The 24,018-nt window shown below is 40.3% G+C and carries 17 protein-coding genes and 1 pseudogene; 7 read left to right on the forward strand and 11 right to left on the reverse strand.

The genetic code is table 11. From position 1 onward, the window contains the following. Nucleotides 1-172: 172 nt before the first annotated feature. Nucleotides 173-538, reverse strand: coding sequence for a hypothetical protein (locus tag Q0Z55_RS07255; protein ID WP_297426352.1), 366 nt, complete (start codon nucleotides 536-538; stop codon nucleotides 173-175). A 345-nt stretch (nucleotides 539-883) separates the two neighbouring features. Between Q0Z55_RS07255 and Q0Z55_RS07260 the strand changes: the two genes are divergently transcribed. The 3 genes from Q0Z55_RS07260 to Q0Z55_RS07270 all read left to right on the forward strand — a co-directional run bounded on the left by Q0Z55_RS07260 (nucleotide 884) and on the right by Q0Z55_RS07270 (nucleotide 4,248). Next, a complete protein-coding gene (locus Q0Z55_RS07260; RefSeq protein WP_297426355.1) occupies nucleotides 884-1,384 on the forward strand; it encodes a hypothetical protein in 501 nt (166 codons plus the stop codon). A 90-nt stretch (nucleotides 1,385-1,474) separates the two neighbouring features. After that, the gene (locus Q0Z55_RS07265; RefSeq protein WP_297426358.1) at nucleotides 1,475-2,143 is read left to right on the forward strand and encodes a hypothetical protein; all 669 of its coding nucleotides are present in this window, start codon (nucleotides 1,475-1,477) and stop codon (nucleotides 2,141-2,143) included. A gap of 2 nt (nucleotides 2,144-2,145) precedes the next feature. Continuing rightward, nucleotides 2,146-4,248 (forward strand): fimbria/pilus outer membrane usher protein, encoded by a 2,103-nt coding sequence (locus Q0Z55_RS07270; RefSeq protein ID WP_297426361.1) that lies wholly within the window; start codon nucleotides 2,146-2,148, stop codon nucleotides 4,246-4,248. A 98-nt stretch (nucleotides 4,249-4,346) separates the two neighbouring features. Here Q0Z55_RS07270 and Q0Z55_RS07275 read toward each other — a convergent pair whose 3' ends face one another. Then, the gene (locus Q0Z55_RS07275; protein ID WP_297426365.1) at nucleotides 4,347-4,802 is read right to left on the reverse strand and encodes a hypothetical protein; all 456 of its coding nucleotides are present in this window, start codon (nucleotides 4,800-4,802) and stop codon (nucleotides 4,347-4,349) included. A 131-nt stretch (nucleotides 4,803-4,933) separates the two neighbouring features. Here Q0Z55_RS07275 and Q0Z55_RS07280 point away from each other — a divergent pair, with 131 nt between their 5' ends. Next, complete coding sequence (locus Q0Z55_RS07280; protein WP_297426368.1) at nucleotides 4,934-6,820, forward strand: ATP-binding protein; 1,887 nt, start codon at nucleotides 4,934-4,936, stop codon at nucleotides 6,818-6,820. 274 nt (nucleotides 6,821-7,094) lie between these two features. On the opposite strand, the gene Q0Z55_RS07285 is transcribed toward Q0Z55_RS07280, so the two are convergent. The 3 genes from Q0Z55_RS07285 to Q0Z55_RS07295 form a co-directional block, all read right to left on the reverse strand. Next, nucleotides 7,095-8,483, reverse strand: a complete 1,389-nt coding sequence (locus Q0Z55_RS07285) for an amino acid permease (RefSeq protein WP_297426371.1) — start codon at nucleotides 8,481-8,483, stop codon at nucleotides 7,095-7,097. A gap of 82 nt (nucleotides 8,484-8,565) precedes the next feature. Beyond that, nucleotides 8,566-10,101, reverse strand: a complete 1,536-nt coding sequence (locus Q0Z55_RS07290) for a CoA-acylating methylmalonate-semialdehyde dehydrogenase (RefSeq protein ID WP_297426373.1) — start codon at nucleotides 10,099-10,101, stop codon at nucleotides 8,566-8,568. Between the two features lie 13 nt (nucleotides 10,102-10,114). Further along, the gene (locus Q0Z55_RS07295) at nucleotides 10,115-11,470 is read right to left on the reverse strand and encodes an aspartate aminotransferase family protein (protein WP_366806847.1); all 1,356 of its coding nucleotides are present in this window, start codon (nucleotides 11,468-11,470) and stop codon (nucleotides 10,115-10,117) included. Between the two features lie 103 nt (nucleotides 11,471-11,573). Between Q0Z55_RS07295 and Q0Z55_RS07300 the strand changes: the two genes are divergently transcribed. Continuing rightward, nucleotides 11,574-12,506: a LysR family transcriptional regulator gene (locus Q0Z55_RS07300; protein ID WP_297426376.1), complete on the forward strand. Its 933-nt coding sequence runs from the start codon at nucleotides 11,574-11,576 to the stop codon at nucleotides 12,504-12,506. Between the two features lie 236 nt (nucleotides 12,507-12,742). Here Q0Z55_RS07300 and Q0Z55_RS07305 read toward each other — a convergent pair whose 3' ends face one another. Then, nucleotides 12,743-13,654: a bestrophin family protein gene (locus Q0Z55_RS07305; protein WP_297426379.1), complete on the reverse strand. Its 912-nt coding sequence runs from the start codon at nucleotides 13,652-13,654 to the stop codon at nucleotides 12,743-12,745. Nucleotides 13,655-13,721: 67 nt separating this feature from the next. After that, on the reverse strand, nucleotides 13,722-15,422 hold the full coding sequence (locus Q0Z55_RS07310) for a metallophosphoesterase (protein ID WP_297426382.1): 1,701 nt from the start codon (nucleotides 15,420-15,422) through the stop codon (nucleotides 13,722-13,724). Nucleotides 15,423-15,802: 380 nt separating this feature from the next. On the opposite strand from Q0Z55_RS07310, the pseudogene Q0Z55_RS07315 reads away from it, so the two are divergent. Further along, nucleotides 15,803-16,011, forward strand: a pseudogene (locus Q0Z55_RS07315) (esterase-like activity of phytase family protein); the annotation flags it as partial. A gap of 126 nt (nucleotides 16,012-16,137) precedes the next feature. Here the strand turns inward: Q0Z55_RS07315 and Q0Z55_RS07320 are convergent. From Q0Z55_RS07320 to Q0Z55_RS07330, 3 genes are all read right to left on the reverse strand, one after another. Then, nucleotides 16,138-17,571, reverse strand: coding sequence for an NAD-dependent succinate-semialdehyde dehydrogenase (locus Q0Z55_RS07320; protein WP_297426388.1), 1,434 nt, complete (start codon nucleotides 17,569-17,571; stop codon nucleotides 16,138-16,140). A 173-nt stretch (nucleotides 17,572-17,744) separates the two neighbouring features. Next, nucleotides 17,745-19,172 (reverse strand): amino acid permease, encoded by a 1,428-nt coding sequence (locus tag Q0Z55_RS07325; RefSeq protein WP_297426391.1) that lies wholly within the window; start codon nucleotides 19,170-19,172, stop codon nucleotides 17,745-17,747. A gap of 211 nt (nucleotides 19,173-19,383) precedes the next feature. Then, on the reverse strand, nucleotides 19,384-20,892 hold the full coding sequence (locus Q0Z55_RS07330; protein ID WP_297426394.1) for a PLP-dependent aminotransferase family protein: 1,509 nt from the start codon (nucleotides 20,890-20,892) through the stop codon (nucleotides 19,384-19,386). A 218-nt stretch (nucleotides 20,893-21,110) separates the two neighbouring features. Here Q0Z55_RS07330 and gabT point away from each other — a divergent pair, with 218 nt between their 5' ends. After that, nucleotides 21,111-22,379, forward strand: coding sequence for a 4-aminobutyrate--2-oxoglutarate transaminase (gabT, locus tag Q0Z55_RS07335; RefSeq protein ID WP_297426397.1), 1,269 nt, complete (start codon nucleotides 21,111-21,113; stop codon nucleotides 22,377-22,379). Between the two features lie 33 nt (nucleotides 22,380-22,412). Here gabT and Q0Z55_RS07340 read toward each other — a convergent pair whose 3' ends face one another. After that, a complete protein-coding gene (locus Q0Z55_RS07340; RefSeq protein ID WP_297426400.1) occupies nucleotides 22,413-23,786 on the reverse strand; it encodes a methylenetetrahydrofolate reductase C-terminal domain-containing protein in 1,374 nt (457 codons plus the stop codon). Nucleotides 23,787-24,018: the final 232 nt, after the last annotated feature.

The following is a 24,018-nucleotide window of genomic DNA, read 5'->3' on the forward strand; positions in this document are numbered from 1 at the left end:
GACAATTTTATATACTCCATAAACCCTTTAAATTAATTAGGTGGTTTATGTCGCACTTCAAGTTTTACTCTGCCATGTTACATTTTTGGCATATTAGAGCATTTATTTAACTCAGTGTATTTATTAATTAAATAGAGGTACTCCTTGTATCAAGAATACCTCTGTATTTAATTTAGCAAATGCCTAATGAGTAGCTAAATAATTTTTCATTGTTATAATAAATTGAAACTTGTGCTCCTGTTGGAATAAAGCGTCCACAAGATTGGACACATGCCGAAAGCGTGCCTTCAATTTTTGGTAATGGGATAGGTGGATGTATACATTGTTTACCAAAATAAGGCATATCAAAGCAAATTTTATCATGTTCTAAAAATGCTTTGACACAAGTTTTAAACTCTAAAGCTAAAACATCATCAGGGATTTTAGAACTCAGATCACTCTGCTGAAGCTGCATAGGTTGAAACCCGAGAACAGCAAAATTTGGTACATCTTCACCCATCTTCATATTTTTATTGTCATCTTTATTACAATTACACATGGCTCTATCCTTTTAAGTTTAAATGTCTTAGCGACACCAAACATATTGGCCAATTCTGTAGCGTAGACATATACCTAAAAATCATTATTTTGATGTCTAATTCATTTACAATCCATCATACAATCAGTGCATTTTGAAAAAAATTGGAATATATAGACAAAGTCTTTTAATAAAACAATATATATGCGAATTTAAAAGTATCCGATATAGCGTAAGGCTTGTGTCAGCACAGCTTTGTATCGGTTGAATTAATACTTCGAAAAATACTTAATTTTAGTTATATTTGCTTAAACATCTCGTCCTTATAATTATATCAATAACAACATGATATTAAAGGACTAAGCTATGTATAAATTTATAGCCCCAGCAGTTGTGTCATTATTCAGCCTGACGGCACTGCATACCAATGCAGCGACACTCACCTCACGTGTAAGCTATACCACACATATTCCTGCAACGTGTGCGCTAGATAATACCAATGTTATTTTTTTACAAGCATTATCTCCGAATGGTACACCTAGCAATTATACTTTTCGTGTGCAGTGTAATACAGCGTATAAATTGAAACTCACGTCACAAAATGCAGCCGGCGTTAATCAATCAAAAACCAAACTCGTGAGTATTTCAAACACTCCCCCCACTATTCCTTACGAGACCAGCGTTACAGGGCCAACCAATGGTGCTGATCCTTTAACAGTGAACGGACCTGCCGTGACAATCACTCCAACAGCGCCCAATGCGAGTATGTCTTATACGCTCAGCTCAAAATATCCTGAGCCTTTAAATACAGCACATTATACAGCTGGCTATTACACTGATACGATTACTATAGAGGTAGAGTATTAATTATTAAATAATAATTTATTAGGTCTTAACATGATACTCGCTCACATTAAAAATCGACTTTTATGCGCTCTGCTGTTACTCGGTATCAGTATGCAAAATAATGCAGCTATGGTGATATATCCGGTACATTTATATATCACGGGTGAAAAATCACAACGTACTGCCACCTTAAGTATAGAGTCTTCCCAAGATAGTCATGCCGTGACCTATCATGCTAAGACTTACCGTTGGGAGCAAGATCAAAATGGAAATGAGATCTTGATACCCGACTCTACATTAATTGTCAGCCCAAACAGTTTTGTATTACATCCTAAAAGTACACGTACAATTCGTTTGGGTTTTAAAACTGCATTTTCTGAGATGCAACTTAAACAAGAAAGTGCTTGGCGAATCATTTTTACTCCATCTTCTCAACAAGAAGAAAAAGATGGTATTGAATATCTATATTCATTCAATATTCCATTATTTTTAGGGCATAAATTTTCTCACAACATGGTTTTTTCTTTAAAGAAGATGAGTGAGGATCATGCACAACTTTTCATTCAAAATAATGGTCTAGGGCATTTTAATATACGAAAGCTGATCTTAAAAAATCAAAATAATGATCCTATTTTTCAATCAAATAGCATGAAATATGTGCTTGCTCAAAGAAGTTATCTTTTAGATCTTGAAAATATACAACCTTCAGCCTTAAAAAATACAACAGTCCATATAGAAACCAACCAAGGTGAAAATCTTGTATTTGATATATCGGAATAATAATGAAGACTAAAAATAGATACGTATTATTATTTTTAATTAGTTTATCTAGCCAAATCACTTTGGCTGAAGGACCTATACGATCTGCTGACCAGAATCAAATTGAAGAGCAAAAAATTTTATCATTGTTTGTAAACGGCGTGAATCAACATATTGATGCTTTTGTGATTCGAAAAAATCAAAATTTATATATAGAGTGTCAGCATTTAGCTGCAAATAACGTTATCGTTCAAAATGCAGAAAAGAATTATGCTGATGGACGAGACTATTGTCTGCTCGATAGTCAAGGGATGTCCTATGAAATTATCGAAGATCAACAAGTATTGAATCTAAAGATTGCCGCAGATCGCTTTCCAAGCAATCCAACACAGAACTTAAAAAATCGACAATATGATTTACCCTCACTCGGCGGTTTTTTAAATTATTCAACTTATTATCAAAATACCGAGCATGGCGATCATTTTCAGACACTTGCTCATCTGAATCTATTTTGGAAAAATATTTTATTTGAAAACAGTTATCTGTTTGGGAAACAGCAGCATGATTTTGAACATCAGCGTTTAAATACAAGCTTAAGTTTTGATTTTCCAGAAAAAATGAGTGCGCTTAAAATCGGTGATACGACGAGTAATTATTATAAGCTCACTCAGCCCTTCTATTTCGCTGGTATCAGTTTTGGAACTCACTTTACCAGCTATCCCAATTATACCTATTGGAATACCCCCTCCATTTCAGGTAGTGCCTTGACGCAATCTAGTGTTGATTTAATTATTAATGGTACACAAGCGTATCAGGCACAAATTAATCCAGGACAGTACAATCTTGAGAGTAATATTGGGTTTAGTGGATTAGGAGAAGGTCAGATTATTGTCACAGATATTTTAGGCAATTCGACCGTTCAAGAAATCCCTATCTTTATCCATCAACGTTTACTCAAACCGAAGCTCAATGACTATAATATTTCGATTGGTCAGCTCAGATACAATTATTCGACTCAAGAAGATGATTATCGCGATTGGTTTGGTCGTTTATATTTTCGTAGAGGGCTTAGCCCAAGTACCACTTTAGGTACAGTACTCGACTATAGTGAGCAACTGCAAAGTGCAGGTTTACTATGGAGTCAATATCTTTATAAAGTTGGTCTTTTAGAGGTTAATTCAGCGTACAGTCAAGTTAAAGATTTAGATCTTAAAGGCTATACCGTCAATAGTGAGCTTTCACATCACCAACAACATTATAGTTTTGGCATGAGGCACCAATATTACAGTCCAGAATTTCGTATGCTGGGTTTAGATGATTATCGAAGCTCTTTTTTACCAGAATATGAGAGTCAATTCTATTTGTCTAAAAACAATATCCCCTACTTAAAAAATATCTCACTGAACTATGTTGAACGAGAATATGCGACTAATGATCAAAGAGATCAAAAGATTTTTAATCTTCGTAATAGTCAGGCATTCAATAAAAAACTATTTGGCAGCTTTGGCCTATCATACGATGTCAACTCGCATAAACCTTGGGGATTTGACCTGTTCTTAACCTATAATTTTGATGATCCTAAAAAGACATTGAGTTTTTCTCAAAATAATGAGAATCAAAGTTCTTTGATCTTTAATCAATATGCTCAAAAAAATACCGGTTTAGAGTACAACATTGGCCTTTCTAAGCTCAATGATGACTACAGTGGACATGTGTCGACTCGTTTTAAAACCAATGTTGGGGACCTAGACTTACGATATATACATGCTCATCAAGCACAGCAATATAGTGTCAGTCATACAGGTTCGGTGGTTTGGTTAGACAATCGTTTAACTTTGAGTAAACAGATTCAAGATAGTTTTGCATTAATTCGAGTCAAAGATATTAAAGATTTAGATATCTTAAGTAATGGTATCTCTATCGGTCAGACGAATCATCAAGGAGAGATTTTTAGTTATCATATATACGCCAATACTGAGAATCATATTTATTTTGACCCAAATCAGTTAGACATCGACACTCACATTAATCACTCTACTTATCAGTTTTTACCGATGCATCAAAGAGGCTATGTCATAGATTTTCCTGTGAGTGACCCACAAAATATGACCAACCAAGACCGATAGCATCGGTCTTTTACTCTAGGGACTAAGGTACAAATTTGTTATTTTATGAGGGTCAAAGCTTCTCAAGACAGCATGAATCTTGAGATTTTGCTTTTTTATTAATTCAGGGTAGAGATGATAATACTTGTGGTATAAGTGCCCGCAGGGTAATTTGACCAATGCGGGATAGCAGGCATTTTGATAATAATATCGACATTTCGTGTTTCATGACTCAAAGAGGGTGTTCCTTGGGAGAAAGTGGCTGGATAGAAGAATTGCCGATCATTATCTCTATCGTAGATTTCGACAATATTTTCTATACCAATGGGTAATTTAATCTGATGTTGACCATCGAGTGATTCGAAGACGATCGATCCTGCCTCATGATTACTCCAAATGAAGTGAGGTTGTATCCCAAATTTACAATCAGAGAAGCTTAATTTGGTATAAGTCGGTTGTCCATGTAGTTGAATATGTGCTTGAGGTGCTGAGATCTTACAGTTAGGTTGCGCATGTAAGGTATGACTGACCAAAAGCAAACTGCCGAATATTAGCCCTATTGTAGATAATTTCATGTGCTCACCAGCATCCCTTTTAACGCTATTGTAAGAATATTATTGGGATTTCATACATACCTAAATTTAGGTAATTTTAGTGATTTTATAGCTATATATGTAGGGATAAAACTACAAGATCAAGGATGCATATGTCTCAGGAAAATCCATCATTTTTTACGGGTATTAAAGTTATAGCTTATGTTTTTTTATTGATCATTGCTGTCTTCAATACAGCATGGGCTCAAGATATAAAACAGCCGACGGATACCAGCTGCTCACCTGTCATCCAAAAAATTGATACTTTTAAATCTGCCCAAGAAAAGCATGCTCGCCGTGAGGTTTTACAGACGCATCGCATTACTCTACCTCATCAGTGGAGCGTTAAGCCAACAAATCAAGCCTACACATTTTGGTATAAAATTGATTTTAAGTATTCTTGTTTGGATGTTAAACATGCTGCTCCTGTGCATTTTGCTATTGATGGATTCACCCAATCTGGACGAATTTTTTTAAATCAGCAGGTCTTATGGCAAGATGATTTTCTTAAAACAGACATGGCTCGCAATCAACATTTACCTAGAATGTGGTCGATTCCTGCGGCCCATTTGCAGGAAGGTCTAAATAGCATTCTGATTCAAGTCTACCCCAATATAATGGGCCAAGTGGGGATTGGGGCAATCAGTTTAAGCAATAATCAAGACACCGCAGCTACTTATCAAACATGGTTCTTCGAAAAAAGAACCTTGGTTAAGTTTAATCTGGTCGTGAATAGCGTTGTGGGTATTTTCTATTTTTTAGCTTGGTTGGTTTATCGCTCTGAAAAAGCATTTTTAATGTTTTCTGTAACGGCTTTATTGTGGTCCTTATATAGCTTTTTCTTTTTATCTACTCATCCTAATTTTTTTAGTTCTATCAGCACAGAGCACCTTCAGCACATTATTTTTTGTTTTTACACTGTCAGCGGTTGTTTAGGAGCATGGCTTTTTGCAGGCGTTCGTTTCCCATACCTACAACGTTGTCTGATTATTTTTCTTGGTATTTCAACGCTTACTTTAATCACGACACCTCAACAATACTTGTATAGCATCAGTAATCTGATTTTCTCTATTGCCGTTTTACTAGGCCTGATTAAATGTCTCACCTATCCAATTATCGCCTATCGTGCTAAAAATCCTGAAGTTTACCTATTGATGCTGATTTTGTTAATTTATGTGCCGCTGATGATCAATGACGCTTATTTTATGATGACCAATCAAGGTACACCGTTGTCGCCTTACGCAGGTCCTTTTATCACCCTGGTATTTGGGAGTTTACTTGCAATGCGACTTGCGAGAAACAAACGCCAAATTGAGGCGTTTAATCAAACACTCAAAGAACGTATTCAACAAACAAAACATGAGCTCACCTTATCTTTACAGCAACAGCATGATCTTTCTATTGAAAATATGCGTCTACAAGAGCGCATTCATTTATCTCAAGAATTACACGATGGCTTAGGAAGTTCAATTGTACGTTCAATTATGTTGGTTGAAAATAATCGTCAGCTTAGTAATCCACAAATTCTGTCTTTGTTAAAAATGTTACGTAGCGACCTGCGGCAAATGATTGACATGGGTTCTAGCCTATCTGCTACACCGCCTAAAACCCCACGTGAATGGATTGCACCCCTACGTTACAGATTCGTGCGTATTTTTGAAGAGCTCAATATTGAATCTGTTTGGCAGTGTAACGAACAGTGGATTGATCAACCTACTCCTTTGATTACGATTACTTTAAGTCGTGTGGCTGAGGAGGCACTCACCAATATTCTAAAACATAGTCAGGCATCATATGTAAATGTTTTACTTAAAGAAAATAAAAATTTTATTCTAGAAATTCATGACAATGGAAAGGGGTTTGACCCTCAACAAGTTGAAAAAGAATTGCACGTGGGGTTACAAAGTATGCAATCAAGGGTAGAAAAAATGAAAGGGACGCTAACAATCCAATCCCAACCTCAATCCACTTTAATTTGTATTATGCTCCCTAAAACCTAGTTTAAAGATCATAGAACCTAGACAATAGGTAACAATAAACTTTTACTTCTGATCTAGGCTGTTTATGTAAGATTTACTCATCTAGAGTCATTGTTTCAATAGTAGACAGTTCACACCTCTTCAACTTATGCTGTGACTCTTGATAAAACTGCATCATTTTTGGCGTAGATCTAAATAATATGTTTTTGACATGATTTTAAATTTTCATGTTGTGCCTAACATACATAAAAAAAGCGCTCTTTCTTAGCGCTTTTTTTATGTAACGAGTTCAAGGTTATTTAGGGATTGGCTCCAAAGCAACGTAACGTTCGCGACGTTTACGGGTCACAATCACACCTAAAATTACTACCACACTGGTAATGCCAAGCGATAACATGGTTTCATAACTATATTGTGGCGAGAAGAACATATAACCAAGGACACTTAAAATCACAATAATCACAAACCAAGTGAGCCATGGGAAAAGCCACATTTTAAATGGCACTTCAATATTATTGGCGATGTAATAACGACGTAGGCGTAATTGTGAAATCGCAATCACGAGATAAACAAGCAATGCAATTGCACCTGTTGTGGACAGTAAAAAACCGAACACTTGCCCAGGGAACAGATAATTGGCTAAACATGTAATTAAACCAATGGTGGTTGAAGCAAGTACAGCAATACGCGGCACACCATGTTGGGTCAATTTGGTCATGATTTTTGGTGCATCACCGCGGGTACCCAAAGAAAATAGCATACGTGATGAGGTAAACAATGCAGCATTCATACAACTTGCCACAGCAATAAAGACCACACTATCAATAATTAACTTGGTACCAGGTACATTTAAGGTCATTAACACATATTGGAAGGTACCGTGTTGCTGTAGTAACGGTGAACGCCAGTCAATTAAAGACACCGCCAAGAAGATTGACACCACAAAAAATAAGATAATACGGTAAAGTACCAAATTGGTGGCTTTTTGGATTTTCTCTTGTGGGTTTTTCGCTTCAGCTGCAGCAATAGATAGAATTTCCACCCCAAAGAATGAAAATGCTGTAATCAATACTGCACCCAATACACTGCCTAGACCGTTTGGCATAAAGCCTTCGTTTTGGATTAAGTTGGCAACACCGCTCACCTCAGGGGCTAAAGGCCAAAAGCCAAGCACTGCCATGAGAGCAACAGCAATAAATCCAACAATGGCAACCACCTTAATTAAGGCAAACCAAAACTCAAATTCACCAAAGTTTTTCACACTAAAGAAATTGGCAATACTTAATAGCACCACAAAGGCAAAGGCAAATAGCCATGCGGGTACCATAGGGAACCAAGAGCTTAAGATGGCGGCACCGGCAATCGCTTCAATGGGAATCACTAAAACCCAAAACCACCAATACAGCCAACCAATACTAAAGCCCGCCCATGGCCCAATGGCTTTGCGGGCATAGGTGGAAAAAGAACCTGTATCGGGTTGCATCACTGCCATCTCCCCAAGCATACGCATGACGAGAAAGACTAAAATACTGGTTAAGATATAAGAGACCACCACCGCAGGGCCAGCTTTGGCAATTGCAGCAGAAGATCCAACAAATAAGCCGGCGCCAATGACGCCGCCAATGCTAATCATCATGATATGACGATTACTCAGCCCTTCAGGCAGTTTGGTTGGTGTTTCCATAGGGGAATCGTCCTTTATTGTTGTTATAACATCACAAAGTTCTCAATAAAAAACAGGGAAATTCAATATTTCCCTGTGAGGTTTAGTTTAAAGTTGGCATAGAAAACTGTTTGGCTTCACGTACATTTGCCGCTGGCCAACGTTGCGTGATGGTTTTACGACGTGTGTAAAAACGTACGCCATCTGGACCATAGGCATATAAGTCACCAAACAGGGAGCGTTTCCAGCCACCGAAGCTATGATACGCCACAGGCACAGGTAATGGTACATTAATTCCAACCATACCGACTTGAATATGATGACTAAAGTAGCGTGCTGCCTCACCATCACGGGTATAAATACAAGTACCGTTGCCGTATTCATGCTCATTGATAAGTTGCATGGCATCTTGCATGGTGCTTACACGTACAATCTGTAAAACTGGACCAAAAATTTCCTCTTGGTAGCTTTGCATATCTGGCGTGACTTGGTCAATTAAGGTGGGTCCAACAAAGAAGCCTTGTTCATACCCGCTCGGTGCAGCGCCACGACCGTCGACGACAATTTTGGCGCCCTGCTCTTCGGCACTTTGAATATAGCCCTCTACTTTGGCTTTATGTGCAGCACTAATCACAGGACCAAAATCATTACTGGTATCTGCATAATGGCCATATTTCAGTTTTTTGATTTCGGCTTGTAATTTTTCAATGACCAAGTCAGCAATTTCATCACCGACTGCCACTGCAACCGACAGTGCCATACAACGCTCACCTGATGAACCAAATGCTGCGCCTAGCAGTGAACTGACCACATTGTCGACATCTGCATCGGGTAAAATGATGGCGTGGTTCTTAGCACCACCGAGTGCTTGGCAGCGTTTGCCATGCGCCGTGGCAGTAGCATAAATGTATTCAGCAATCGGGGTTGAACCGACAAAACTCACCGCTTGGATACGTCGATCATGTAATAAGGTATCAACGGCTTCTTTATCGCCATTGACTACGTTAAACACGCCATCGGGTAAACCCGCTTTTTTAAGTAATTCAGCCAAGAATAAACTGGTTGACGGATCTTTTTCCGAAGGCTTTAAGATGAAGGTGTTGCCACATACCAATGCCATAGGGAACATCCACAAAGGCACCATAGCAGGAAAGTTAAATGGGGTAATGCCTGCGACCACACCTAAAGGCTGAAAGTCACTCCAAGAATCAATATCTGGACCCACATTTTTACTATATTCGCCTTTTAATAATTCAGGTGCACCACAGGCATACTCAACATTTTCAATACCACGTTGTAACTCACCTGCTGCATCATGCAAAATTTTGCCGTGCTCTTGACCAATCAACTGGCAAATCTCTGCACTGTGCTGCTCAAGCAATTCCTTAAACTTAAACATGACACGTGCACGTTTAATCGCGGGCGTATCACGCCATGCTGGAAATGCAGCCTGTGCCACAGCAATCGCATGTTCTACTGTTTGCGTATCTGCGAGTGCCACTTGTTGGGTGATTTCACCGGTCGCAGGGTTATAAATATTTTGCGTACGTTCAGTATGATACGTCAGTTGACCTGCAATAAAGTGACCGACTAGGCCAGTTGCATTTGGTGCTTGACTAAATTTTTCGTTAAAGTTCATGATTTTATTTTCCTTAAGCACTGCATGCCGTTTTTGTTGTTTCTAATTGATATAAAGTGTCGCCTACGGCATTCACTAGGCGTTGTAAATCCTGTGCTTTGGCATTAAACATTGGACCAAATTGCAAGGTGTCTGCACCAAAGCGGACATAAAAACCTGCTTGCCAAAGTTTAAGACCTGCCTCAAATGGTCGGATGGCAGCATCACCATGACGTGGTGCCAATTGTACCGTGCCAATCAAACCACAATTACGAATATCAATCACATGTGGGGTGCCTTTTAAGCTGTGCAACAGACGCTCAAATTCAGGTGCAAGCTCGGCTGCACTTTCAATCGCCTGTTGCTCTTCTAAGGCTTGAATGGTCGCTAAACCTGCTGCACATGCCACCGGATGTGCTGAATAGGTATAACCATGTCCAAATTCAACCATATGTTCAGGCAAATCTTGCTGCATAAAGGTTTGATAAATCTCGCGACTTGCCACCACGCCACCTAAAGGAATCGCACCATTGGTGACTTGTTTAGCAAAGTTTAAAATATCAGGGCTGACACCAAAATATTCAGCACCCGTCCAAGTGCCTAAGCGACCAAAACCGGTAATCACCTCATCAAAAATGAGTAAGATATTGTGCTGATCACAAATTTCACGTAAACGTTTTAAATAACCCACAGGTGGTGAAATACAGCCTGCTGAACCAGCCACCGGCTCCACAATTAAGGCTGCAATATTAGACGCATCATGTAGCTCAATCAGCTTGAGCATCTCATTAGCAAGTTCTATGCCACCTGTTTCAGCACATCCTTTTTGAAACTGTAAATGTGACTGTAGGGTATGCGGTAGATGATCGGCATCCAGTAATTGACCAAAGTTTTTACGGTTACCGCCAATGCCACCTACACTGGTACCGCCAACATTCACGCCGTGATAGCCACGCGCTCGGCCAATCAATTTGGTTTTGCTTGGTAAACCTTTAGCACGCCAGTAGGCACGCGCCATTTTCAAAGATGTATCTGCAGATTCTGAGCCTGAATTGGTAAAAAATACATGTTCTAGACCAGCGGGCATCTTTTCAACGATTTTTTCTGCTAACTTAAAAGACCATGGATGGGCAAATTGGAATGCCGGAGCATAGTCAAGCTGCGAAAGTTGTTTGGCGACTGCTTGTTGAATCTCAGGGACACAATGACCTAAACCACAGGTCCATAAACCAGACAACGAGTCATAGACTTGGCGTCCGTGTTGATCCTGCAAATAATGCCCTTGGGCAGATAAAATGAAGCGTGGATCGCGTTGAAACTGACGATTTGCTGAAAATGGCATCCAATGTGCTTGGTAATTGAGGTCGTCTAAATTATTGATATTGTTCATATGCATCGCTTTATTGTTGAAGTTATAGCTTGAGTGTAGAGCGCTTATGCAACGAGATAAATTTAGATTCACTCAACTTTAGATATAAAAAAGCTCAACTAAAATGAAAGCCAAAAAATTACAGCAAATCACTGATTTTGATTTAAAATTACTCAAAATTTTTAAAACGGTTGCCGAGTGCCGCAGCTTTACTACAGCAGAAAGTGTCTTAGGGATTAGCCGATCTGCCATTAGTTTACATATGACCGATCTTGAAAATCGAATCGGTTTACGCCTATGTCAGCGTGGTCGTGCCGGTTTTTCTTTGACCGAAGAAGGACAAGAAATCTTGCTCTATTTGGAAGACTTAAACCGTGCAGTTGAAGATTTTCGTTCTAAAATCAACCATATGCACAAAAAGCTCAAGGGTGAGCTACATTTAGGTTTAATTAATAATTTAGTCACGATGCATCATGATTTAATTACAGAAAGTTTGGCACATTTAAGTGAAGAACATCCTGATGTCTGTCTAAATTTAAGTATGAGTACCCTGTCTGACATTGAATGTAAGGTACTTGATCAACGCTTACACTTAGGTGCAGTGCCTTTAGTCACACCGCTTTCAGGGCTAGATTACACCCCACTGTATGCAGAAGATTCATATTTATACTGTGCTAAGCATCATCCATTGGCACAGCAAAAAGACTTAAATTTAAATGATTTAGCGCATTGGACAGCAGTGAGACCAAATTATGCAATGCCGGAACGCGCTGTACGCTTACACCAACATTTAAATTGCACCGCAACGGCAACTGACCGTGAAGGTATTGCATTTTTAATTTTAAGCGGCAAATATTTAGGCTTTTTACCCAATCATTATGCGAAGAAATGGCAAGATGATGGTTTGATTTGCCCTATTCTGCCCAAAAAAATGCACTACACCACTGAAATTTGCATGATAACGCGTAAAGGCTGCCGACCTAATCTAATTGTAGAACAATTTTTTTTACATTTACGTAGCTTGCAACAGCGTAAGCAACAAACATCTGAAAATTGAAGACGCCGTGCCCCATTGGTTATGCATTACGATCATATTCCACTAAAAAAAATTCATGTATTGGCACAGTTATAGTGCCAATTGGATTTTACACGACCTTTAAAAGGTCACTTTTTAACTAAAATCTATTTATTTTTCTTCCTTATCTTAGTTTTTCATAAATTTATTTTATATGGGTAATTTTAAAATTTCTATATTACTTAGGCTGTTTTTTAGTCATAATTTGACGTTATGTTTTAGCTTAAATTATCGCGCTGTGCTGTAATGGCAGCAGGAATAGCATCACCTAAGGCAGTACGCATTTCACGCTCAACTAAACGTACAATCGAATCTAAAGCCAAATCATTGTCTTGTCGTCCAAAAGGCTCTTCTAATTCTGCACTTAAAGCATCTAAACCTAAAACCAAATACGCAATCATTGCAACCAAAAGCGGTGTCCATAGCCCTAAACTTTGACTTAAACTAAAGGGCAAGATTAAGCAAAACACATACACGGCGCGATGTAATAATACAGAATAAGCAAAAGGCAATGGTGTACTGGCAATCCGGTCACAACCAGCTTGAATATTGCCCAGCTGCACGATATGTTGAGTCAAGCCTTGATAGACAATATCTGAAATATTTCCATTGTTAAGTTGATGGACCAAATCTGCCTGAATTTTTTCTAAAACCAATTGCGCGGCGTTTAGATGGCTTGGCAAGGCTTGAAACTCATCTTGATTCAAGTTGACATGATCAGTATAGCTTGAAAAATCTTGGTGCTCACGACGCAAACGATCGCGCAGTAAATGACTAAACAGCATGACACGATACATCAACACACGGCGTGCAGGTGCATCTAATACTTGGCTATCACGACTAATATGCCGTGAATGAGCAATTAAAGCCCCCCAAAGTTTACGCCCTTCCCACCAACGCTCATAACTGGCATTGTTCCGAAAACTTAAAAAGATTGATAAAATTACCCCAAAAATGGTAAAGCCAATGGCAGGGACTTGGGGAAAGTGAATCAAATGCTGCTGACTAAAATACAAAAGTAAGGTCGAAATGAGTACCACACAGAGCAAAGCTCCTAAGACTTTGGGTAAAATGGTGCCTGACCATGCAAACAGTAAACTAAGACTATTATTTTTATCGCGAATAATCATAACGGGAGAGATCAGTTGAATATCTCTCCACCTTATGAAATTTTATATGAATATTCAAGCCATCAGATTAAGATTTTGGCTTAACCTGAACTTTCACCACGTGATCATAAATTTCTGTTTTAAACTCACCCGTGGCTTTGCCTAAAGCATCGGTCACAGGTCGTGAATAACGTGGTTCAAACACCACTTGATATTGACCCATTGCAGTTGGCTCAACTTTAACATGTAAGAAGCCATAATGTTTGCCGCCTGCCACTAAACGCTGACCTTGCCAAACTTCATCAGCATCACCATGTGCGCTCCAATGCGTGGCTTGGGCTGCCTCAGGCAATAACTCAAAAGGGACATACGTGGTCGTGGGTACATAACCGGGTCCACGTAAGCCATCTCCTGCAATCCCAACATCCCAATAATGGATACCATCTAGTGTCACAGTTTCTAGTAACTCATTGTGTCCTGAGAACACTGCCGTCACGCCATAGTCACGTAACAAAGGATGATAGACACGCATAGGTAAGCCGGATTGGCTATCTTCATTATTGGCAATACCAGCATTGCCCGACACTAAGCTATGCACACCTGTGCCATAAGCCATATGATGCCATTGCACAAAAATAATTTGGCCTTGTGCACGTGCATCAGCCAATTGGCGCTCAGCCCAACGCCATTGTTCTGAACCTTCATTAAAGTCAGGTACGTGTGCTTCGGCACCATTTAAACCCAAATTGGTGTCTTTACTTGCATCACTGTCATTACCGTTGGATGAATCTAAATGAATAAAAGTCACCGGCCCATAATCAACACGGTAATAACGCTCTTGATGACGTGGGTCGCGGGCTTGATTATCCGGTAATTCAAAATAGCTTTGCCATTTATCATAAGCACGGCGCACGGCGGCAGCACTATAACCACCTGCATCTGGGTGCCAATAATTTTCATGGTTACCTAACACAGGTAAAATAGGCGTAGAAGACGCCATATTGCCCCACTCGCCTGCAGCATGGCGCCAAAACTCATCCCAATCGAGTTGACGACCACCCTTTTCTACCAAGTCTCCGGCAATCAACCATAAACGCGGCGATAAACTTGCCGCATATTTTAAAATTTGTTGATAACCTTGGGTTTGATCTACTAAATACTGACGCTGATAGGTATTCGGGTCACTAGCCAACTTCCAACCACCTGAAGCCTTGGCATTTGCAGCCCAAGCAACTGTTTTTTGTGTAGATTCAGGTTCTGTTTCCATATCTGCCATCACCACAAAATTAATTGGCGTGGCGGATGAGGTCTGAGGTGCTGTACTAAAGGTCGACACAAATGGCTCAGGTTGGTCACTGCCCACTTGATAAGTATATTGTGTATTTGCGGTTAAACCTGTGATACGAATACGATGCTGATACGGTAAACTTGGGGCTTGACCTTTGGCAACATTGGCAAAAATCTGACCAAAATTTTTCTCGCCATGAATATAGGCAAGCTCCCCATCAGAATAATCTAAATTTTTAGCCAATACTGGTTGGCTCTTAAATGTGCCGACGCCCTCAACCGTGACCGTCACTGGCTGATCATCTTCACTCAACCATAAAATACTCATGGCATCATGACTTGGGTTTTGTAAATAAGGATAAACGCGATACTGGGTTTGTGCTGCCAGTGGTGTTTCAACTTGGGGCGTGGTGACCTGTGCCTTATCATCATTACACCCAACTAAGGTGGTGAATAACACCAACAGGATGCTGCTAGAAAGAATTTTATGGGTCGTAGGCATGAAATGACATCCTGATCTTGAATGCCCGTCACACTAAAGTGTAGCAATGTCATCATGATGACAACGCTATGACCGTTTTATGAAGAATACAACAAATAATACTGTGCTAAATTACATTACAAAAGATAGATAGTTTAATTTTAATTCAATATAGACAACTGATCTTATCTAAATTCCCGAAAATATATCCAACAATTGAATCAAAATGCATAATATTGATTAATTATACTAAACAATTTTAACTGTGCTCAAAAAGTAGATGAGGTAAATCTATTAAATCCTACTCCCAAATATCAATATCCTGAATAATTTATATTTTTTACATGACTGTCATTTTTGATTTTTAGCATAGAGCCTATTTTATAAGAATGCTTATCAATTTGGATATGGGTGAACGTGGCGCTTATGCACATGACAAAATGGAAGGTTTATGGTTGATTAACCAACAAACGCCTGGAATTTTGAATGATGATATGGGTCTTTGGACAACTAACGGTTTAGAACAAAAATATTTGGATCAGATGCGCATACGTATCAATACAGCTACTTTATATATATCGCCGATCAGTTAAATCTTTTTAATCCATAACCTTGTATCAGACCCAAAATTCACTTCTGGCGAATACAAAATTTAGCTCGCATACATTTTAATTCTGGCAATGAAACAGGTAACACAAAAAAGACGCCCTTATGGGCGTCTTTTTATTGAATCGTATTAACGGGCTGCAACAGTGACTAAACGGGTATCAAAGTAAGCATTAATTGCTTCACTTCCTCCTTCGGTGCCGTAGCCTGAATCTTTAACACCACCAAATGGCAATTCAGGTAGACCTAGACCAACATGATTAATGGTGAGCATACCACTTTGAATATCACGACCTAAGTCTAAACACACTTTATTGCTACGACTATAGGCATAAGCTGCTAAGCCAAAGTTTAAACGATTGGCTTCTTGTATCGCCTCACTGTAGCTATCAAATGCACGGCATAACACCAATGGACCAAATGGCTCTTTATCCATGCAATCTGCTTCAAAAGGCACATCTTTTAGGACTGTAGGCTGCATAAAGTAGCCGTTGCCTTCTAGTGCATGCCCACCACAGACCAATTGTGCACCTTTATCTAAGGCATTTTGAATGAGTTTTTGAATATTGGCATAACCACGTGCATGGATCATCGGGCCTACATCAACACCTTCATCCAAACCATTACCCACTTTCAGCGCTTCGACCTGTTGCTTAATTTTTTCAACGACTTGCTCATAAACCTCACGTTCAATTAAAAAGCGAGTCGGTGCAATACACACCTGACCTGCATTTCTAAATTTTGAAGCCAGCATTTCACTCACCGCAACATCTAAATCTGCATCTTTAAAGATCAATACCGGTGCATGCCCACCAAGTTCCATGGTGGCTTTTTTCATATGCTGACCGGCAAGGGCTGCAAGTTGCTTGCCTACAGGTGTTGAGCCTGTAAAAGAAATTTTACGTACCAACGGATGCGGGATTAAATAGGCTGAGATTTCCGCAGGTTCACCATAGACTAAATTCACAACCCCCTTTGGTACACCTGCATCATGAAATGCTTGAATTAATTGTGCAGGTGAAGCAGGTGTTTCTTCTGGTCCTTTAATAATAATAGAACAGCCAGCAGCGAGTGCTGCTGACATTTTACGTACAACTTGGTTAATCGGAAAATTCCATGGGGTAAAGGCAGCCACCACGCCAACAGGTGTTTTTACAGTATAGCTATGCACATCTTGCTGACGTGCTGGAATCACTTGACCATAACTGCGCACAGCTTCACCAGCAAACCAATCAATCACATCTGCTGCACTTAAGGTTTCAATCTTGGCTTGTTTCAGCGGTTTACCTTGTTCAAGTGTCATAATACGGGCAATATCATTGGCACGTTCACGCAGCAAATGGGCTGCTTTTTTCATAATTTTGGCACGCTCAGCAGCAGCTGTGGCTTTCCAGACTTCAAAACCTTGCGCTGCAGCTTGCAAAGCTTGATCTAAATCGGCAATTTGGGCTTTGGCAACACGTCCAATTTCTTGTTCTGTGGCTGGGTTAATCACAGCAAAGCTATCACCTGATTGAGCATCTTGCCACTGACCATTGATATAAAGTTGGGTATTTGGATACATCGGTAAATTTACATCCTATAAATATTTTTAATTGTGAATCATCGTAGAACAATTTATGCCATCAAGGCGAGTTTAACTGCACGATATGTTTATTTTTTCATCTGTTGTTATAACTGAAATTCTATGCTCTCAATAGCGCTTTTTTACAATCTCTGCACAAAGCCGTGGTTGAATTAGCCGCGACGGAGTGGCTTAAAACGTGGACGAGCGGCTGTAAGCTTCGCTTTTTGTTTATATTGCAGTACTAAACCAATGGTCATTAACACTAAAGTCGCTATTCCTGTAGACACAACCAGCACTTGATACTCAGCAATAAACATCATGGCAATTAAACAGGCACTAATAAAGAAGATGACCAAATATGTTAAGCCGGGAAATAGCCACATTTTAATCTCAGGTTGTTGCCCACTTTGCTGCATTTGGCGTCGTAAACGTAATTGAGAAACAGCAATCACTAAATACACCAACAGTGCAATCATGCCTGTTGTATTCATTAACAGATCAAGAATATCCTTTGGACGTAGCGATTCAAAGAAATTAAGTACAGCCAGTGCGACTGCCAAACTACACGAGGCAATTACGGCAAAAATAGGGGTACCATTGGCACGGGTTTGTTTAAATAGCTGCGGTGCATCACCACGTTGTGCCAATGAATACAACATTCTTGATGCCGTGTAATGTCCAGACACAAAACAACTACTCACCGATGTCAACACCACAAAATTCATCACCCATTGTACGCCCGGAATACCTAAGAGTTCCAAAGTACGTCGATAACTACCATAACCTGCTTGAGCGAGTAATGGGTCATTCCAAGGCACTAAACATACAATTAAGAAAATTGAGCCAATATAGAATAAACAAATCCGCCATACCACTGACTTAATCGCACGGCGGGTTTCTTGAACGGGATTTTTTGATTCAGACGCGGCGATGGTGACAATCTCAGCCCCTAAGAATGAAAACATCACACCAAGCAAGGCAATTAATACAGGGCCCATGCCATTTGGCATAAAACCGCCATGTGCAGTCAGGTTAGAAAAACCTGATATTGCTGCACCGCCTTGCCAAAAATTCATGACTGCGGCAACACCAACAATAATAAACGCTGAGATGGCCACCACTTTAATTAAAGCAAACCAAAATTCAACCTCACCGTACTTTCTAACCTGCATAAAATTAATGCTACATAAAAATAGCGTCATAATGAGGGTAAACATATTTACGCTTAAAGCAGGAAACCATTCATGTAAAATTAAACCTGCAATGTACGCTTCCCACGCCATTAACAAGGCCCAAAACCACCAATACAGCCAACCAATGGTAAATCCCGCCCAACGCCCAATGGCACGTTCTGCATAGGTAGAAAATGAACCTGTACTCGGCGAGGAGGCAGCCATCTCACCGAGCATACGCATAATAAATACCACCAATGCCCCACCTGCGATATAGGCTAGAATCGCTGCGGGTCCGGCTTTGGCAATAATACCACCTGAACCGACAAACAAAGCTGCACCAATCACGCCTGCAATAGACATCATAGTTAAATGACGGGTTTTTAAGGCTTGGCTTAATCCTGGACTTTCTTTTGTCTGCATCATTGTTGTCATTCCTTATCTGTTCATCTACAGGCCATAGCTTTGCGCCAGAGATTTTTTTATTGTTATGTTGAGGCTAGATGCATGCCTCAATATGTGAACCTAGCGTTCACGCCAATCTAACTCATAAGCAATGTGTCTTGTTTTAAACAGAACGACGAGTACCACTTTATAAGCTTTTATAGGTACCAATCATGTTTGAGTGGTCAGCCAATTAGGCGACTGAGCTTGTATCGTCCTGATACTCAGTCATACACTGTCTTAAGGTTAAAAAAGCCGCTAGCATTTCTTGTTCAGGGACACTTGCAAATCCCAATAACAAACCACGCTCTGGTGCAGGGTGCTGTGGGCTATAGTATAAAGATAAGGCTTTGACTTTAATGCCATGTTGATAAGCATACTCTGCAAGCCCTTGGTCATTGACTGTGGTAGGCAAACGTAAAACTAAATGTAAACCTGCATCTAGGCTCAGTGGATGGATCATATCTGCGCCCATATAGCGCTCAATCAAATCAATCAGATATTGGCGTCGTTTTGCATATAACACGCGCATACGCCGAATATGAGCCACATAATGGCCTGCATCCATAAATTTGGCCAAAGCGCGTTGCGTCAGTTGATGTCCTGAACGATGTAACTCATCAAGCATCAGTTTAAAGGTATCAGCCAACACATGTGGCACCACCATATAGCTGACCCTAAGCCCTGGATAAATGGTTTTACTAAACGTTCCAAGATAGATGACGGGAGTATCTTGCTCTAAACCTTGTAACGACGGGAAAGGCTGTCCAGTAAAACGAAATTCACTGTCATAATCATCTTCAACAATAAAGGCTTGTTGTTGACGCGCTAAATCAAGTAATTCACGGCGTCTTGCTAAACTTAAATGTGAACCTAATGGATATTGATGAGATGGGGTCACGAAAATCAGCTTGGGCTTCGGTGCATCTGGCCTTGGATTTAAACCTTGTTCATCTACAGGTTGTGCATGAACATCTAAACCATTCATACTCAAGATATTACGTACCACCCAATAGCCTGGATCTTCCATCCATACCACATCCCCTACATCGCATAAAGCACGTGAAATAAGATCAATGGATTGATGTGTGCCATCTGTAATAATAATTTGATCAGGCTCGCAGCGCACCGAACGTGCCATTTTTAAGTAATCGCATAAACTCTGTTTTAGCTCTTCATTGCCTCCCCAATGGCTATACATCAAACTGGCGGTATCTGGAGTTTGCCCGATACGACTTTGAATTTTGTTAAATAAAGCATGAGGAAATTCATTCACATCTGGAATACCCGGCACAAAAGCCCCCCATTGAATCGGGCGCGGATTAACATGCTGCATAAAGTGTTGGGCACGTTGTGACAGTATCTGTTGGGTCTTGGCAAACGGAGCAAGCTGTGCTGGCTGAGTGGGTTTGACATTGAGATAATCATCGGGCAGTTGCTCACTGACCCACGTACCACGCCCGGTAAAGCCTTGGATATACCCTTGCGCTTCTAATAATTGATAAGCATTGAGTACCGTATTGCGTGATACCTTGAGTTCAAGGGCTAAATCACGTGATGCTGGTAGTTTACTGCCTAATGCCACAACGCCTGTAGCAATCGCATCGACTAGGCAGCGAAATAAGCGCTGATACAAGGCACCATGTGTGTGTTCAGGCAAGGCTTGTTGAATATAGTCTGCCAATAAAGTGTGCTTTAACATTCTGTTCCTTTTTATGTTCGATAAAATCCGTTTATCTAAGTGAATGATGGCTCTACTTCATCCTAAGCATAGCTTAGCCCAATAAGCAACATTCACACCAATACTCAGCTTGGCAAAATAAAATTGGCTCCTTATTTAATCTTAAAATTGGCACTCGTTCCTGGGCATGACTTCAGCCACATTAGTGCTATAGATGATTCTCTTAAGGACAATAACAAATGCAACAACAACAAATTCAACAACAACAAGTAAAAAATTTGGCACGTGGTATTGGCGTATTATGCGATTGGTATGTTGATCGTGCAGAAAATGCCACCATTTGGAGCACAACCGGCAAAACGTATACCGATTTTGCCGGTGGGATTGCCGTCCTCAATACAGGCCATCGCCATCCTAAAGTCATTGAAGCAGTAAAAGCCCAACTTGATCGCTTCACGCATACCTCTTTTCAGGTCAGCCCTTATGCCAGTTATGTTGAACTCTTAGAACGTTTAATTGCTTTAGCACCGATTCAAGGTCCTGCCAAAGGCGCTTTATTTACAACTGGTGCAGAAGCAGTTGAAAATGCTGTAAAAATTGCGCGTGCTGCCACCGGTCGCCATGGCATTATCACCTTTTCAGGTGCATTTCACGGGCGTAGCTTTATGACCATGGCCATGACAGGCAAAGTTCTACCCTATAAACGTGATTTTGGGGCAATGCCTGCAGGTGTATTTCATGCCAAATACCCAAATGCCTTATATGGAATCAGCATTGATGCTGCCATGAATAGCATTGATGATATTTTAACTACTGATATTGCTCCTGAATCTGTTGCCGCGATTGTCGTGGAACCGGTACAAGGCGAAGGTGGTTTTCATGTGGCTCCGCCTGAGTTCTTCCGCCGCTTACGTGCCTTATGTGATCAACATGGAATTTTACTGATTGCTGATGAAGTACAAACTGGCTTTGCGCGTACAGGGCAAGTGTTTGCTATGGATTATCACCCTGAAGTCAAAGTGGATTTAATGACCATGGCGAAAAGTTTAGGCGGTGGTTTCCCAATTTCAGCAGTGATTGGTCGTCAAGAGATTATGGATGCACCACATCCAGGTGGCTTAGGCGGTACGTACGCGGGTAATCCTTTAGCAGTTGCTGCTGCCCATGCGGTGTTGGATGTGATCCATGAAGAAAAGCTGTGCGAGCGTGCAAATAAATTAGGTGCTCAACTGATTGAAAACTTAGAAGAGCTCAAAGAGCGCCATACATTTATTCAGGATATACGTGGTTTAGGCTCTATGGTGGCGGTTGAGCTGCAACATGCTGAACAAGTCGTACAGATCCAGCGCTATGCCATGGAGCATGGTTTGCTATTGTTGTCGTGCGGTAAACATGGCAATGTGATTCGTTTCTTATATCCATTAACCATTCCTGACGAACAATTTAAAGCGGCATTAAGCGTGTTAAATGACAGCTTTGCTCAGGTCAAGAGCAGTACAGCGGCTTAAAAATAAAAAAAAGCCCGCAGTGCGGGCTTTTTTTTAAGTTAAGTACCAATTTTTCCAAGAACTACTGCCACGTACTTCAATAGGCACGGTTGGAATTAGCTGTTGTTTTAATTGATCAGTTTGCCCAACTGCCTGAGCTAAGCGTGCTTTGACCGAGTGAATACATTCACGATCCCCAAACTCACACAAATCGCCGTGTGTTCCACCGCAAGGGCCGTTGGCAAGACCTTTGGGGCACGTTTCAGGGCAAATATATAAGGTTTCAGCTAAACGACATTGTCCGCAACTTTCACAGCCCACCACGCTATGTTTACTGACATGTTCAGCTTGAACTAAACCACGTGCCACGACTTTATTTTGCCAAATCGGTGCTTTAAACAACGTACGCCCAACCCCTTTAGCAATTTTTGAAGCAAAAACCGTTTCATGCATCAAATGTAATTGCTGGTACTTGAGATAATCTTTACGCGTTACTTGGTTTTCGCTATAAGCATAATCAGGTATAAATTCATGGCCGGTGTTTATTTGCCATAATTGCTGCCAAAGTGCTTCACATTTTGCCAAGCTTAAAGCCTGATATTCATTGATATATGTTTCTAAGCGCTGTTGTGCAGCAATTTGATGACAAGCCGATAAATGCACACCAGCAAAACCTAAATGTTGACAAATGCGTATCTGCAAAGCAGCACGGCGCTCAGCGTAATCAACTAAACCTTGTTGTTTTTCCTGTTCAAGCACAGCCAACATATGATCTGTAATCACAATACCGGCGACCTTGGCTCGCCGCATAAATTGCGCACGTGCTAAGGTTAGTGGCATCACACATACAAAAATAGGCTGGTGATCATCATGCTGCTGCATAAAATCTTTTAACTCATGCAAAGCATTTAAGTCATAGCCCAATTGAGTAATGATGTAATCCGCGCCTGCTTTCATTTTTTTATGTAATTTAAAATATTGCGCTTGTTTTTCAGCAGCTCGATATTTAAATGGATTAAATGCCACGCCAATACAAAATCCACCATGCGCTTTAGCCGCCATCACAGCATTGACTGATTCAAGATAACGGGTTCTGTGCTCTTCAAAACAGTGCGACTTTAACTTATCACCCGTAAGTAACAATACATTTTTCAACCCTTCTGCCTGTGCCTGTTGCAAGAAATTTTGAAAATCTTTGATATCACGGTCTTTACCCGAAAAATGTAAAATTTTTTCAATTTCACTGGGATAATGCTGCGCGCTGGCTACAGGTGCAGGATCATCATCACTATGCACCCGATCAGCCAAGGTCATGACACAAGGATAGCCGGCCAAATACGGCATGATCGGCTGTGGCGCTAAATGAGTCAGATGTTCAATTAAGATACTAAACTGCTGTTTTTGCAGCAAAGAGGAGAAAGTATGCATGAGCCAATCGAAAGCGTATCGCACAAAAGAAGCAATCTATAATTATACCTTGGGTGCTATTACTCTTATTCATTCATTTGATGAATTATTTTCATACAAAACCACAAAAAACATGTACTGTGCTCAAAAGCCCACAGCATCAATCAGCTATATCTGTGTAGTGAAGGCTTACAGGTTGCTATATTCAAATGCTGTATAATCTTAAATTACAAGAATCGAATAGGCAACCACA

The sequence above is a fragment of the uncultured Acinetobacter sp. genome (assembly GCF_947626835.1).
In the GTDB taxonomy this organism is placed as follows: Bacteria; Pseudomonadota; Gammaproteobacteria; order Pseudomonadales; family Moraxellaceae; genus Acinetobacter.